Raw genomic sequence first — 13,783 nt, forward strand, 5'->3', positions numbered from 1 at the left:
TTCAGCCTCTCCTCGGCGTCGGGCACCCACCCCGCAGGCACCCCACGCCATCATGCCGCACCCGGTGTCCCTCGCGGAGCCGGTTCCGCCGACCGCCACCACCACATCGGGACAGATCGTCGGGGCCGTCAGAGTGGCAGTGAGTCCACCATGTCGAGAATGTCCTGACCGTCGGTCTCGAGCACGACGATCATCGCCAGTTCGCGTGACGGGTCGTCGGTGATCTTGAAGACGCCGCGACCGTTCTCGTCGATCAACCCCGTCCCGTGCCGCCACCGCACCGGTCGCGAGGTCGACGACGAACGCGAGTACTCCGCGTTCAGCGCATCCCTGGACGCGAACCAGAACACCCCGAAGGGCCGGTCGACCGAACCCGCCGCACACCGGACGACGAAGACGGTGCGCACCTGACCCGCGCCGGTCTCCGAAGGGCCGACCTCGTCCCGGCCCCCGGAGTACCGGCGGACGCACTCGGTGTTCATCCACTGCGCGGCGGTGTCGGGCGCCTGCGGGAGCAGCTCGGGGAACTGCGCCACGAGCGGTGCGAATTCTCCCCAGCTCGCTCCCGTCCGCACCCGCTGCACCGGGCCGGCCTCGGAGTACACGCCCCCGCGCATCGCGACCACCCGGTAAGCATGTTCCCCGGCACTCACGGTCGCATCCTCGGCGGTGGTCTCCGGACCCTGGTGGACGACGTAGCCGTCGCCGCGGAGAAGCTGATAGGCGGACGCCCCGGGGACCGGATCCCAGGTCGCGATCACCCGTCCCGGCCGCGCCTGCAGGGTCAGCCCGCCGGGCGCGTCCGGCGCGTCCGGCGCCGTCACCGAACGGACCACCGCGAATCCGCCGACCGCCACCAGCGCCGAGAGCAGCACGATCAGTCCGATCAGCCAGGGCGCGGGGCCGGTCCGCCGCGGTCGGGCCGGGACGGTCGGCGGGGTCGGCGAAGTCGGCGAGGTCATCAGATCGGCAACCTCTTCAGGACATCCCCGGCGGCCGCCGCGGGCTTGCCCGGGACGACCACCCACACCACCGACCGCGCATGGTCGCCGTCGTCGAACGTGAGGATCGCCTGACCCTGCTCGCGTTGCTTGTCCGACAGGTACAACGTGCCGGTGTGTCCCTGCGCCGTCGTGTAGTCGACGCCGCGGAGGTCGTAGGCGGTCACCTTCGCCGACGCGACGGCCTCCTCCGGGGTGTCGTAGGCGTCGACGATCACCTGATACGCGGCCACCTCCGGACCGGACGGTCCAGCACTGCCGGCTCCGGTCGTGGTGTCGGCGTCCCTGGTGCACGAGACGGTGCGCTTGCTCGACGAGAAGGCGAGGTCGCCGTCCTCACCCCAGCAGCGCATCGCGTCGAAACCGTTGGTGCTCAACGGTGTCGCCGGGATCAGGTCGTGGTACAGGTCGGCGATCGGTTGCAGATGCCCCCACGTCATGAACACGTCAACCTGCTCGGAGTTCCGCGAGAAGTCCGACATCCGGCCGTCGTCGTGCGCGGCGACCTGATAGGTGTAGCTGCCGGGCACCGGCCGGGGCGCGGTGAACTCGGTGGCCGGCCCGGAGTAGATCACGGTGTCGTTCTGGGTGACCACGTAGCCGGTGGCGCCGGCCACGTGGTTCCAGCTCAGTTCGACGGCGGCGGTGGTGACCTCCGCATCCGGTGGGTCCGGGGTGTCGAGCGCGGTGGCCGACATACGCACGAGACCGATTCCGGCGCCCAGGATTCCGGCGACGAGCATCGCCACGATCCCGATCACGATCAGGCTTCGTGGCCGACGGACCGGATTCGGTTGCGTCGCATCGTCGTCGGACGGCCACGCCGGCGGGGGTTCCGGCGCGACCCCGGACGGCGGCGCGTGCAGCGCCCCGCCCGGGCCGGGGTCGGAGATCGCCGGGCGAACACCCACATCGACGCCGGTTCCGGCGTACCCCGACCCGGCCGGGGGGTCGTCATCCGGACCCCGGGTCGCGGAGGCCTCCGGCGGATGGGGCTGCACCACAGGGCCGATGAGCGTCGCACGGGAGTCGAATACGTCGGCCAGCGCGGCCGCGAACTCCCCGGCCGTCGGGTGACGGCGACCCGGCTCCTTGGCGATCGCCCGGGCGAGCACCCGGTCGACGGCCGCGGGCAGCGCCCGATTGCGCGCGCTGGCGGACGGAGGTTCGTGGTGCATGTGCGCGGTCATCAGCCCGTGCAGCGACGGTGAGTCGAAAGGCGGTGCACCGGTCAGCAATTCATAGGCGGTGGCGGCCAGGGAGTAGATGTCGCTCCGGCCGTCGACGCGCAGCCCCTCGATCTGTTCCGGCGAGGCGTAACGCATGGTGCCGATCGTGATGCCGGTACCGGTCAGGTGGGTGACCTCGTCGAGGACCTGCGCGATGCCGAAGTCGGTGAGCTTGATGGCCTCTGGGCCGCCGACGCCGCCGTCGTCTCCTGCCTCGCCCGGCGTGATCAGGATGTTGGCCGGTTTGATGTCACGGTGCATGACCCCGCGGCGGTGCGCCGCATCCAGACCCGCCGCCGCTCCGGCGATGATCGTGCACGCGAGCCCGGGGTCGAGGGGGGACTCCCGGGCGAGCATGCGAGCGGCGTCGGTACCCGGCACGTATTCCATCGCGATCCACAGCAGACCCTCGAACACGCCACGGTCGTAGACGGCGACGATGTTGGGATGATGCAGGGGCGCCACGATGTCGGCCTCGCGTTCGAAACGCGCGCGGAAGACCGGATCGGTGGCGTGTACGGACCGGAGAACCTTGAGGGCGTCGGCGCGCGGCAACCGGGGGTGGGCGACCTGGTAGACCTCACCCATACCGCCGCGTCCGAGCACGCCGAGGACGCGGTACCCCGCTATCAGGTCCCCTACCTGGTACATGACGTCCTCACCGATCCGTGTGCGGTGTTTGTGCTGGGCACGAATGGTACCGAGTGTGGCGAAACGCGGTGGACGACGCCGCCCCGGACTCTACGATCGGCGACGATGGACACCACCGAGACACCGACTCCACCGATCACCGCATCCACGCCGGCAGAGCTCACCCCAGCACAGTTCACGGCAGCCGAACTCGACGAGGCGTTCGCACAGTTCCAGCGCACGGTCGCCGAGATCGCCGTCAGCCGGGACTGGGATCGCTACGCCGAGCTGTTCACCGACGACGCCGACTACATCGAACACGCGCTCGGCACCATGCGCGGCCGCGAGGAGATCCGGGCCTGGATCTGGCGCACCATGACCTCCTTTCCCGGCAGCCACATGACCGGTTTCCCGTCGCTGTGGCATGTGGTCGACGCCCCGACCGGCCGGGTCATCTGCGAAGTCGACAACCCGATGCGCGATCCCGGTGACTCGACCCACATCACAGCCACCAACATCACCATCCTCACCTACGCCGGTGAGGGGCGCTGGAGCTGTGAGGAAGACGTGTACAACCCGATGGAGTTCGGGCGGGCGGCGATGCGCTGGTGTGAGAAAGCGCGCGAACTGGGCACCATCGACGAATCCGCAGCGGCCTGGATGGAGACCACCGGCGCCATGTTCGCCTCGCGGCGCTGACCCCCGCCGAGCTGGCCGGATTCGGCTTCACCGGTCCGGGCTCCGGAGGTGACGGATGACACCCCGGCGGTCGGTAACGGTTCACCGGTGCTGCGACGACACCCTCACGACGGACTTGGGACACCGGTGAGCGTGCCGTACGCTAGGACTTTGACCATCGGCGTCGGGGGCCGTGGCACCATCCCACCCGGCTCACCCACGGTCCGGCGGGTACCGCACACCCCCGCCGGGGCGGCGAGTACCACCGGCGACGTCGGGAACCACGACTGTGGCAGCCGGCCGCGCACGCGGACCGACCCACGACGACATACAGACGACGACACACGCACGATGACATACGCGGACACCGTTCGGAGGACATCTATATGGCACGCGAGCTGACGCAACTCGAGCTTCTCAAGGAGCTGGCCCCGGTTGCCGAGGACAACGTCAACCGTCACCTCAAGATCGCCAAGGACTGGAACCCCCACGATTACGTGCCGTGGGACGAGGGCCGCAACTTCGCCGCCCTCGGTGGCGTCGACTACGACCCCGAGCAGTCGCAGCTCGACGAGGTCGCCAAGGCCGCGATGATCACGAACCTCCTCACCGAGGACAACCTGCCGTCGTACCACCGAGTCATCGCCGACAACTTCTCCATCGACTCCGCGTGGGGACACTGGGTCGGTCGCTGGACCGCCGAGGAGAACCGCCACGGCATCGTCATGCGCGACTACCTCGTGGTCACCCGCGGTGTCGATCCCGTCGCCCTCGAAGAGGCGCGGATGATCCACATGACCAACGGTTACGACCCGATGCTGGCCGCCGCCGGGCGCGTGGACGAGCTCGAAGAGCACGCCGACGAACTGGGCATCCTGCACTCCGTGGCCTACGTGACCTTCCAGGAACTCGCGACCCGCGTCAGCCACCGCAACACCGGCAAGGCCTGCAACGACCCGATCGCCGACAAGATGCTCCAGCGCATCGCGGCCGACGAGAACCTGCACATGATCTTCTATCGCAACATCTGCGGTGCGGGCTTCGACATCTCCCCCGACCAGACGCTGCGTGCGGTCACCGACATCGTGACCAACTTCCAGATGCCCGGCGCCGGTATGCCCAACTTCCGTCGCCACGGCGTGCTCATGGCCAAGCACGGCATCTACGACCTGCGCCAGCACCTCGAAGAGGTCGTCATGCCGGTCCTGCGCAAGTGGAACGTCTTCGAGCGCGATGACTTCACCAGCGAGGGCGAGAAGACCCGCGAGGAGCTCGCCGCCTTCCTCGAGCAGCTCGAGAAGGACACCATCCGCTTCGAGGAGATGCGCGACCGTTCGCTCGCCCGCGAGGCCAAGAAGCGGGAGCAGCAGGCATCCTGAGCACCACCCTCTCGACGCACCCGGCGCCTTCGACCACCGAAGGCGCCGGTTCTGCGCTGCGCATCGGCTCGATCGAGCTGGCCAGCCCGGTCGTGCTCGCCCCCATGGCCGGTGTCACGAACGTCGCGTTCCGGACGCTGTGCCGTGAACTCGAACTCGCACGCACCGGCACCGTCTCCGGGTTGTACGTCTGCGAGATGGTGACGGCTCGCGCACTCGTCGAGCGGCACCCGGTCACGATGCACATGACGACCTTCGGACCCGACGAGAATCCTCGGTCGATGCAGCTCTACACCGTCGACCCGGAGTACACGTACCAGGCCGCGAAGATGATCGTCGACGAGAACCTCGCCGATCACATCGACATGAACTTCGGCTGCCCGGTCCCCAAGGTGACGCGCAAGGGCGGCGGTTCGGCGATCCCGTACAAGCGCACCCTGTTCCGCAAGATCGTCGCCGCGGCCGTCCGCGCCACCGAGGGCACCGACATCCCGGTGACGGTGAAGTTCCGCATCGGCATCGACGACGAGCACCGCACCCACCTCGACGCCGGCCGGATCGCCGCGGAGGAGGGCGCGGCCGCCGTGGCCCTCCATGCGCGCACCGCGTCGCAGCGCTATTCCGGCGAGGCCGACTGGGACGAGATCGCCCGGCTCAAGGAGCACGTGACCTCGGTGCCCGTGCTCGGCAACGGCGACATCTTCGAACCCGCCGATGCGGTCGCGATGATGAACCAGACGGGCTGCGACGGTGTGGTCGTCGGCCGCGGCTGCCTCGGCCGTCCCTGGTTGTTCGCCGAACTCGCGGCCGAGCTCGGTGGTTTCGCGGCCCCCACGCCGCCGAACCTGGGCGAGGTCGCCGACATCATGGTCCGGCACTGCCAACTCCTGGTCGATCACCACGGTGAGATGAAGGGCTGCCGCGAGATCCGCAAGCATGTCGCCTGGTACCTGCGCGGCTTCCCGGCAGGTTCGGAGATCCGCCGGCGGATGGCGCTGGTCGGCAGCGTCGACGAGCTGCGTGAGCTGCTCGCCGAGTTGCCCGCCGACGCCCCCTTCCCGTCCGACGGCCACGGCCCGCGCGGTAGGCAGGGTTCGCCGGCCAAGGTCGCACTGCCGGACGGGTGGCTCGACGATCCGGACGAGGACGTCATCCCGGCCGGCGCCGAGATCATGCACTCCGGCGGTTGAACCGAACTGCGAAAACCGTCACAACCGGCGCCTGGCTGAGACCCATTCTCAGGTGCAATCAGTACTATTGCGCGGAGGTCCCGGCCGCCGGGGCCTCACATCTGTGCGCACCGCGCTGGTCGAGCCCCGATCTGCGGTGACTTGCGAACCAGACCACGGGGCATGAGGAACGTGCATTGAGTCGTAGGACACCGGGCCCGGACGACCCCGAGGCGGGCGACGCCGATCGCTCTCGTCGTGGCCGTCGCGCCGGACGCTCCCGCGACGACTCCGTCCCGGCGCCGGGTCAGGACGCGACCGGCCCCGCCGATCCCGGTACTCAGCCGCCCGCACACCCCAGCCTCCGCGAGCCCCGCTCGGCGGATCGTTTCGTCCGCGGACGAACGCGGCTCACGGTCCGCCAGCTCATGGAGCAGATGAACGCGGAGGAGTCGGCACCCGCCGAGCCGCCCGCGGGCCCCGGCCGGCCCGGCACCCGCCGCGCGATGCCGCCACGTCCGGAGTCACGGACGCCCGAGACCCCGCCGTCGACCCGCGGACGGTCCCGCCGCCTCGGCCAGCCGTTCGGTTCGGGCGCCGAGTCCCCGCCGGCTCCGCCCGGTCGCGCGCCGGCCAGCCCGCAACCGGCACCCGACGACCGCCCCACCACGGTCCACCGCTTCGACAACGACGTCACCCAGAAGATCCCGACCGTCGGCGACTCCGCACCGGACCTGTCCGACCGCGCGACCGCGAAGCGGGCCATCGAGGAATCCCGTGCCCAGGAGCCGGTCGCCGGGCCTTCGGCCGGCGCCCCGGCCGTGCAGCCGCCGCTCGAGCGCACTCCCGACCTCACCGGCCCCCTCGCCCTGCGTTCGGCGCCCCGACGCCATCCCGGGCGCGACGAGGACCGCCCGGGCGCGATGCTCCGCAAAACCGCCGCGACCGGACGGATCCTGGTCGCCATCGCGTGCGTGCTCGCCCTCGTCGGCACCGGATTCGTCTGGGGCTACCTGCAGTCGTGGAACGGCAACTGGCGCAATGTCACCGCCGTCGACCCCGACGACCAGAACATCCGCAACAAAGACGCCCAGTACGGCGACGAGACCTATCTGATCGTCGGAACCGACACCCGTGGCGGACAGAACGCCAAGGTCGGCGCCGGCACCACCGCCGACGCCGAGGGCGCCCGTTCGGACACCGTGATCCTGGTCAACATCCCGGCCAACCGCGGCCGCGTCGTCGCGGTGTCGTTCCCGCGTGACCTGCAGGTGGACCAGCCGGCGTGCAATGCGTGGGACAACGAGACCGGCCAGTACGGCGCCGAGATGCCGCCCCAGAGCGGCGTCAAGCTCAACAGTGTCTACTTCTACGGCGGTCCGCAGTGCCTCGTCCGCGTGATCACCGCGATGAGTGGCCTCAACATCAATCACTTCATCGGGATGGACTTCTACGGTTTCGAGAAGGTCGTCCGCGCGATCGGCGGCGTCGAGGTCTGTTCGACGGTCCCGCTCTACGACTACGAGATCGGGCAGATCCTGCGCAAGCCCGGCAAGCAAAAGCTCACCGGTCGCCGCGCCCTGAACTACGTGCGCGCCCGCAACATCGCCTCGGAGGGCAACGGCGACTACGGCCGGATCAAACGTCAGCAGTTGTTCATGTCGTCCCTGCTGCGGTCGAGCCTGTCGGGCAATGTCCTGTCGAACCCCAACAAGCTCAACGGGATCGTCAACACCTTCATCGAATACAGCTACGTCGACGGAGTCGACACCCAGTCGCTGATCAGCCTGGCCGAATCGATGCAGGGCATCGAGGCCGGACGCGTCTCGTTCCTGACGATCCCGACCTCGGGTACGTCCACCGACGGGGCCAACAACGAGATCCCGCGCACCAGCGACATCGACGCGATCTTCGACGCCATCATCGACGACCTGCCCCTGCCGGGCGAGCAGGCACGCAAGAAGCCGCCGTCGTCGTCGAGGGCTCCCTCGAGTTCGGACGCGCCGAGCACGAACGCCGACGCCGGAACTCCCGGGCCCGTCACCGCCACGGCACAGAATCCCGGCAACGTGGGCGTCCGGGTGCTCAACGGCACCGATCAGACCGGTCTCGCCACCGAGGTGTCCGAACAACTCACCCCGTACGGCTTCGACGTCCGCGGTGTCGCCGACGCCTCGGAGAACCGCGACGACACCGTGGTGCGCTACGGGCCGGGGCAGCGCGACGCCGCCGCGACCCTCGCCGAGATGTTCCCCAACGCGAGCATCCAGCTCGACCGAACGGTCAAATCGGGCGTCGAGCTCATCGTCGGTGCGGATTTCGCCGGCACCCTCGGGTCCGTGCCGGCCTCCGGGGCGACGCTGACCGCGAATCAGCTCGCACCCGCCGAGAACACCGGCAATCTGCCCAACGACCTGGCGATCACCAACGCGGGTGACACCACCTGCACGTGATCGGCGAACGTCCGCGACCGTCCGGGTGGACGGATCTGCACCCGACGTTCACTGTGCGTTCATCGGTCGGAGTCGGAGTCGTGTGATCACGCACGTATCCTGGGATCATGCGTACCGCCTACCAAGAGCAACTCGAGGCGCTGACCTCGGTACTGGGTGAGATGTGCGAGCTCGCCGGCACTGCGATGGCGCGCGCCACGCAGGCCCTGCTGCAGGCCGATCTCGCCGTCGCCGAAGAGGTCATCGGGGACACCGACCGGATGAGCCGGCTGACGGCTCGCGCCGAGGAACAGTCCTTCGCGCTTCTCGCGCTGCAGGCCCCGGTCGCCGGCGACCTGCGCGGAGTCGTGAGTGGATTCCAGATCGTCGCCGACGCCGACCGCATGGGTGCGCTGGCCCTGCACGTCGCGAAGGTCGCACGTCGTCGCCACCCTGCGAAGGCCCTCCCCGAAGAGGTCAACGGCTACTTCGCCGAGATGGGCCGCTTGGCGGTGACCCTGGCGAAGAACGCGCACGAGGTCCTGGTGACCAGCGACCCGCAGGCCGCGCTCCGCCTCCAGGAGGACGACGACGCGATGGACGACCTCCATCGCCACCTGTTCACAGTGCTCATGGACCGCGAATGGAAGCACGGCGTCGCCGCCGCGGTGGACGTGACACTGCTCGGCCGGTACTACGAGCGGTTCGCCGACCATGCGGTGCTGATCGGACGCCGCGTGGTGTTCACCGCGACCGGCAAGACCCCGGAGCAGTTCCAGACCCTTGGGTGATTTCCCTCGCTGGCGCTGATCGCCGAGCGGAGGACCACACGAAAGAGGCCGAGAATTCAGTTTCGCACACTGAACTCGGCCTCTTTTTCATGTCCGTGAAGATCTGTGCCCGGACCGAGTCCTGCGAGATTTCAGTTGCGTCCAGCTCGTCGTTAGGGTGGCGGACATGGCCCAGCACTATCCGACCGAGCCCGATTTCAATGCGGTGACCGACGAGGACGCAGAGGCTGCCGCCCATCGACGCAAGATACTCACCTACCTGGGTGTGACCGCGTCACTGGTCGCCATGCTGGCGATCCTGGTGCTCAACATGTGACTCCGCGGCTCGTCGACAGCCGGACCCCGCCGCACCCACCATCCGCCGACACGACGAGGCCCGCTCCCCGGACGGGTGAGCGGGCCTGGTCGGTGTCGCGGTCGGCTCAGCCGAAGCGGCCCGAGATGTAGTCCTCGGTTTCCTTCTTCGTCGGGTTCGAGAACATCGTCTCGGTGTCGTTGATCTCGACGAGCTGACCGGGCTGGCCGACCGCCTCGAGATTGAAGAACGCGGTCTGGTCGCTGACGCGGGCCGCCTGCTGCATGTTGTGGGTCACGATGACGATGGTGTACTCCTTCTTGAGTTCACCCATCAGATCCTCGATGGCCAGTGTGGAGATCGGGTCCAGCGCCGAGCACGGCTCGTCCATGAGCAGGACGTCGGGCGAGACCGCGATCGCGCGGGCGATGCACAGACGCTGCTGCTGGCCGCCCGACAGGCCGCCACCGGGCTTGTCCAGACGGTCCTTGACCTCTTCCCAGAGGTTGGCGCCGCGGAGACTCTTCTCCGCGACGTCGTCGAGCTCTGACCGGTTGCGTACACCCTGCAGGCGGAGGCCGGCGACAACGTTGTCGCGGATCGACATCGTCGGGAACGGGTTCGGCCGCTGGAACACCATGCCGATGGTCGCGCGCACGCTCACCGGGTCCACGGACTTGCCGTAGATGTCCTCGCCGTCGAGCAGGACGCTCCCCTTGGCGTAGGCGCCGGGGGTCACCTCGTGCATGCGGTTGAGGGTTCGCAGCACCGTCGACTTGCCACAGCCCGACGGGCCGATGAAGGCGGTGATGCACCGCGGCGGGACCTCGAGGGTGACGTCCTTGACCGCGTGGAAATCGCCGTAGTAGATGTTCAGGTCTTTGATGTCGAGGCGCTTGGCCATGGCATTGGTCCGTTCTGGAAAAAGATGACCCGAGATGGGTGGGAGGTCAGGAGGTCTTGGGGGCGAAGAGCTTCGACACCGCCTTGGCACCGAAGTAGACGATGGCGACGAGGATCACCAGCGTCAGCGCCGCACCCCACACCTGGTCGAAGGCGCCCGGCCCGTTGTTGTACTGCTGCACCATCATCAGCGGCAGCGACTGCTGGTTGCCGTCGAACGGGTTGAAGTTCATCGCTCGCGTCGCGCCGACGAGGATCAGCACCGGTGCCGATTCACCCATCACCCGGGCGATCGCGAGCATGACGCCGGTGACGATGCCCGACAGTGCCGTCGGCAGGACGATCTTCACGATGGTCTTCCACTTGGGGATGCCCAACGCGTACGACGCCTCCCGCAGGTCCTGCGGCACGATCTTCAGCATCTCCTCGGTGGCGCGGACCACCAGCGGAACCATCAGGAGCACCAGCGCGATGGCCACCACGAATCCCGAGCGGGGCAGGCCGAGTGTGGTGCGCCATACCGCGTAGACGAACAGCGCGGCGACGATCGACGGCACGCCGGAGAGGATGTCGACCATGAAGGTGGTGACGCGTGCCAGGAGCGATTTCTTGGTCGCGTACTCCACCAGGTAGATGGCGACGAAGATGCCCAGGGGAATGGAGATGACGGCGGCGAGCGCGGTCTGCATCAGGGTGCCGACGATCGCGTTGGCCGCACCGCCCTTCCGCTCGGCCTGGGTCCACCAGTCGATGTCGAGGATGGTCTCGATACCCCGCGACAGCAGGGTGAAGACCAGCCAGAGGAGCGGGACGAGTGCCACCAGGAGGGCGGCGATGACGGCGACACGCACGGTGGCGTCGGTGAAACGCCGGCGCCCGGACATCGGGGTGAAGCCCGACGGCTTCTTGACCGGGTCGGCCGCGGAAGTTGTCGTTGTCACAGACATGGTCACTTCTTTCCGGCGACGACCGCGCGGGCGGCGGCGTTGACGATGAAGGTCAGGACGAACAGGGTCAGGCCGGCCGAGATGTAGGCGCCGGTCTTCGCCGGCGAGTCGAACTCGGCCGCGTTGTTGGCGATCTTCGTGGCGAAGGTCTCGCCGCTCTCCATCAGGTTGAAGTTCATCGGCCCGACGGTCGAGATGATGAGCAGCAGCGCCATCGTCTCGCCGAGCGCGCGGCCCAGGCCGAGCATCGACCCGGAGATGTAACCGGAGAACCCGAAGGGCAGCACCGCGACCTTGACGACCTCGAACTTGGTGGCGCCCAGCGCGAGCGCCGCCTCACGATGACCCTTCGGGGTCTGCATGAAGACCTCGCGGGTCACCGCGGTGATGATCGGCAGGATCATGACGGCGAGCACGATTCCCGCGGTCAGCAGCGTTCCGCCGGTGCTCATGTTGGCGACCTGGGTGGGCTGCTGGAAGAAGGGCAGGAAGCCGAGGTTCGCGACCAGCCACTCGTTCACCGGCACCAGCGCCGGGCCGAGCACGAGGATGCCCCAGAGGCCGTAGACGATCGAGGGCACAGCGGCCAGGAGGTCGACGGTGTAGGTGATCGGGCCGACGAATCGCTTGGGCGCGTATTCGGTCAGGAAGATCGAGATACCGAGTGCGACGGGCATCGCGATCAGCAACGCGATCACCGACACGACCACCGTCGCATAGAAGAGCTGCGGGATGCCGAAGGCGAGCTGATCTCCACTGGTGATCCACTGACCGGTGTAGGTGAAGAAGTTCTCCTCGTTCTTCGCCAGCGACGGGATCGCCTGTGCGAGAAGGAAGAGCGCGATCAGCGCGATGACGAGGGAGACCACGAACCCCGACCCGACGGCCAGATTCCGGAACACCTTGTCGGCGACCCGGTGATGCGCGGCTGAGTGCAGTGTGGATTCCGGTTGGTCTGGCGATGACCCGGGGGCGTTCGATTCACCGGTGTCCGGCGGAATCGCGCCACCCTCTTTGCTCAGCGAGGTCATGCGTCCTTCTTGTGATTCGGCTCTGGTCATTGGGGCACTTCCCGCCGTCTCGTGGACACGCGAAATGTCGTGTCAGTGTGTCAACCACGTGCGCGGGGCCGCAACCGAAGCGGCCCCGCGCACGCGATCAGATGGGGTTGATCAGGCGTTCCCGGACCCACCGGACAGCGAATCGATGGTTCCCTGCAGCTTGGCCTTGAAGGCGTCGGGGACCGGCACGTAGCCGATCTCCTCGAGGCCGGCCTGGCCGTCGTTGAGGATTCCGGTGAAGGCGTCCTTCAAGGTCTGGCTGGTGGCCTCGTCCTCGTAGCCCGCGGAGCAGACGATCGAGTACGGGGTGAGCAGCAGCGGGTACGCACCCGGAGCCTTGGAGGCGAACAGCGCGTCGGTGTCGACGACGAGGTCCTTGCTGGCCGGGTCCTTGAAGGCCAGCGACTCGAGGGCGGTACCGGCGCTCTCGGCGTTCAGCGCGACCGGGCCGGCACCGAAGTCGACCTGCGCCACTCCGAGGTCGTTCTCGGTGGCGAAGCCCCACTCGACGTAGGTGATCGATCCGGGGGTCTTCTTCACGGTGTCGCCGACGCCGGTGGACTTCGAGGCACCCGAGCCGACGCCCTTGGGAGCGAATTCCTTGCTGTGCTCGTACGGCCAGTCGGCGGGAGCCGAGTTCTCCAGGAAGCGCTGGAAGTTGTCGGTGGTACCGGAGCTGTCCGAGCGGTACACCGGGACGATGTCGCTGGCGGGCAGCTGCACGCCCGGGTTCAGCGCGGCCACGGCCGGGTCGTTCCACTTGGTGATCTTGCCGTTGAAGATCTTCGCGATGACGCTCGGGTTGAGCTTGAGGTCGTCGACACCTTCGAGGTTGTAGGCGACCGCGACGGGACCGACGACCAGCGGCAGGTGCCACGGGGCGTTGCCGTTGCAGCGCGCGGTGGCCTCGGTGACCTCGTCGGCCTTGAGGGCGGAGTCCGACCCGGCGAAGTCGACGTCACCCGCGATGAACTTCTTGATGCCGTCACCGGAGCCGCTGCCGGTGTAGTCGAGCACGACGTCACTGTTGTCGGTCAGGACCTGGCTGAAGTGCTCCATGGCCTTCTGCTGCGCGGTGGAGCCCTCGCCGCTGACCGTCTGTTCGCTTCCCCCACCGCACGCCGTCACGAGAGTCAGTGCCGCGATCGCCGACACCGACGCCAGGGCGCCGTTCCGATTGATTTTCACCGCTGGTGTTGCCTTTCCGTTCGCGTTCTCCGCCCCGACTGGCGTCGGGTCCGGAGTGTCCGAATGGAAAGCTATGGGGG

The 13,783-nt window shown here is 68.1% G+C and carries 12 protein-coding genes; 6 read left to right on the forward strand and 6 right to left on the reverse strand.

Annotated features, from left to right (window positions below):
* Positions 1-128: 128 nt before the first annotated feature.
* Entirely contained in the window at positions 129-962 is an 834-nt protein-coding gene (locus tag KTR9_RS20515) for a hypothetical protein (RefSeq protein ID WP_014927960.1), read from the reverse strand.
* Positions 962-2,881, reverse strand: coding sequence for a serine/threonine-protein kinase (locus tag KTR9_RS20520; protein WP_010840596.1), 1,920 nt, complete (start codon positions 2,879-2,881; stop codon positions 962-964). The genes KTR9_RS20515 and KTR9_RS20520 overlap by 1 nt, the downstream gene beginning before the upstream one ends.
* A gap of 105 nt (positions 2,882-2,986) precedes the next feature.
* Here KTR9_RS20520 and KTR9_RS20525 point away from each other — a divergent pair, with 105 nt between their 5' ends.
* The 6 genes from KTR9_RS20525 (at position 2,987) to KTR9_RS27755 (ending at position 9,625) form a co-directional block, all read left to right on the forward strand.
* Positions 2,987-3,559 (forward strand): nuclear transport factor 2 family protein, encoded by a 573-nt coding sequence (locus KTR9_RS20525; protein ID WP_014927961.1) that lies wholly within the window; start codon positions 2,987-2,989, stop codon positions 3,557-3,559.
* Positions 3,560-3,924: 365 nt separating this feature from the next.
* On the forward strand, positions 3,925-4,917 hold the full coding sequence (locus KTR9_RS20530) for an acyl-ACP desaturase (RefSeq protein ID WP_010840598.1): 993 nt from the start codon (positions 3,925-3,927) through the stop codon (positions 4,915-4,917).
* Positions 4,914-6,107, forward strand: a complete 1,194-nt coding sequence (dusB, locus tag KTR9_RS20535; protein WP_083888992.1) for a tRNA dihydrouridine synthase DusB — start codon at positions 4,914-4,916, stop codon at positions 6,105-6,107. Before KTR9_RS20530 ends, dusB begins: the two co-directional genes overlap by 4 nt.
* A 176-nt stretch (positions 6,108-6,283) precedes the next feature.
* On the forward strand, positions 6,284-8,539 hold the full coding sequence (locus KTR9_RS20540) for an LCP family protein (RefSeq protein ID WP_014927963.1): 2,256 nt from the start codon (positions 6,284-6,286) through the stop codon (positions 8,537-8,539).
* Positions 8,540-8,646: 107 nt separating this feature from the next.
* Positions 8,647-9,309, forward strand: a complete 663-nt coding sequence (phoU, locus tag KTR9_RS20545; RefSeq protein ID WP_044507185.1) for a phosphate signaling complex protein PhoU — start codon at positions 8,647-8,649, stop codon at positions 9,307-9,309.
* A gap of 166 nt (positions 9,310-9,475) precedes the next feature.
* Positions 9,476-9,625 (forward strand): hypothetical protein, encoded by a 150-nt coding sequence (locus KTR9_RS27755; RefSeq protein ID WP_010840602.1) that lies wholly within the window; start codon positions 9,476-9,478, stop codon positions 9,623-9,625.
* Positions 9,626-9,731: 106 nt separating this feature from the next.
* On the opposite strand, the gene pstB is transcribed toward KTR9_RS27755, so the two are convergent.
* The 4 genes from pstB to pstS form a co-directional block, all read right to left on the reverse strand.
* Positions 9,732-10,508: a phosphate ABC transporter ATP-binding protein PstB gene (gene pstB, locus KTR9_RS20550; RefSeq protein WP_014927965.1), complete on the reverse strand. Its 777-nt coding sequence runs from the start codon at positions 10,506-10,508 to the stop codon at positions 9,732-9,734.
* Between the two features lie 46 nt (positions 10,509-10,554).
* Positions 10,555-11,454 (reverse strand): phosphate ABC transporter permease PstA, encoded by a 900-nt coding sequence (gene pstA / locus KTR9_RS20555; RefSeq protein ID WP_014927966.1) that lies wholly within the window; start codon positions 11,452-11,454, stop codon positions 10,555-10,557.
* Between the two features lie 2 nt (positions 11,455-11,456).
* Positions 11,457-12,485 (reverse strand): phosphate ABC transporter permease subunit PstC, encoded by a 1,029-nt coding sequence (gene pstC, locus KTR9_RS20560; RefSeq protein ID WP_014927967.1) that lies wholly within the window; start codon positions 12,483-12,485, stop codon positions 11,457-11,459.
* A gap of 141 nt (positions 12,486-12,626) precedes the next feature.
* Positions 12,627-13,703, reverse strand: a complete 1,077-nt coding sequence (gene pstS, locus KTR9_RS20565) for a phosphate ABC transporter substrate-binding protein PstS (protein WP_014927968.1) — start codon at positions 13,701-13,703, stop codon at positions 12,627-12,629.
* Positions 13,704-13,783: the final 80 nt, after the last annotated feature.

Origin of the sequence: Gordonia sp. KTR9, from assembly GCF_000143885.2 — a bacterium.
In the GTDB taxonomy this organism is placed as follows: Bacteria; Actinomycetota; Actinomycetes; order Mycobacteriales; family Mycobacteriaceae; genus Gordonia.

Excerpts from the sequence above, each read along its gene's own strand:
- KTR9_RS20515 (WP_014927960.1), bottom strand. The coding sequence starts at position 962 with ATGACCTCGCCGACTTCGCCGACCCCGCCGACCGTCCCGGCCCGACCG.
- KTR9_RS20520 (WP_010840596.1), bottom strand. The coding sequence starts at position 2,881 with ATGTACCAGGTAGGGGACCTGATAGCGGGGTACCGCGTCCTCGGCGTG.
- KTR9_RS20525 (WP_014927961.1), top strand. The coding sequence starts at position 2,987 with ATGGACACCACCGAGACACCGACTCCACCGATCACCGCATCCACGCCG.
- KTR9_RS20530 (WP_010840598.1), top strand. The coding sequence starts at position 3,925 with ATGGCACGCGAGCTGACGCAACTCGAGCTTCTCAAGGAGCTGGCCCCG.
- phoU (WP_044507185.1), top strand. The coding sequence starts at position 8,647 with ATGCGTACCGCCTACCAAGAGCAACTCGAGGCGCTGACCTCGGTACTG.
- KTR9_RS27755 (WP_010840602.1), top strand. The coding sequence starts at position 9,476 with ATGGCCCAGCACTATCCGACCGAGCCCGATTTCAATGCGGTGACCGAC.
- pstB (WP_014927965.1), bottom strand. The coding sequence starts at position 10,508 with ATGGCCAAGCGCCTCGACATCAAAGACCTGAACATCTACTACGGCGAT.
- pstA (WP_014927966.1), bottom strand. The coding sequence starts at position 11,454 with ATGTCTGTGACAACGACAACTTCCGCGGCCGACCCGGTCAAGAAGCCG.
- pstC (WP_014927967.1), bottom strand. The coding sequence starts at position 12,485 with ATGACCTCGCTGAGCAAAGAGGGTGGCGCGATTCCGCCGGACACCGGT.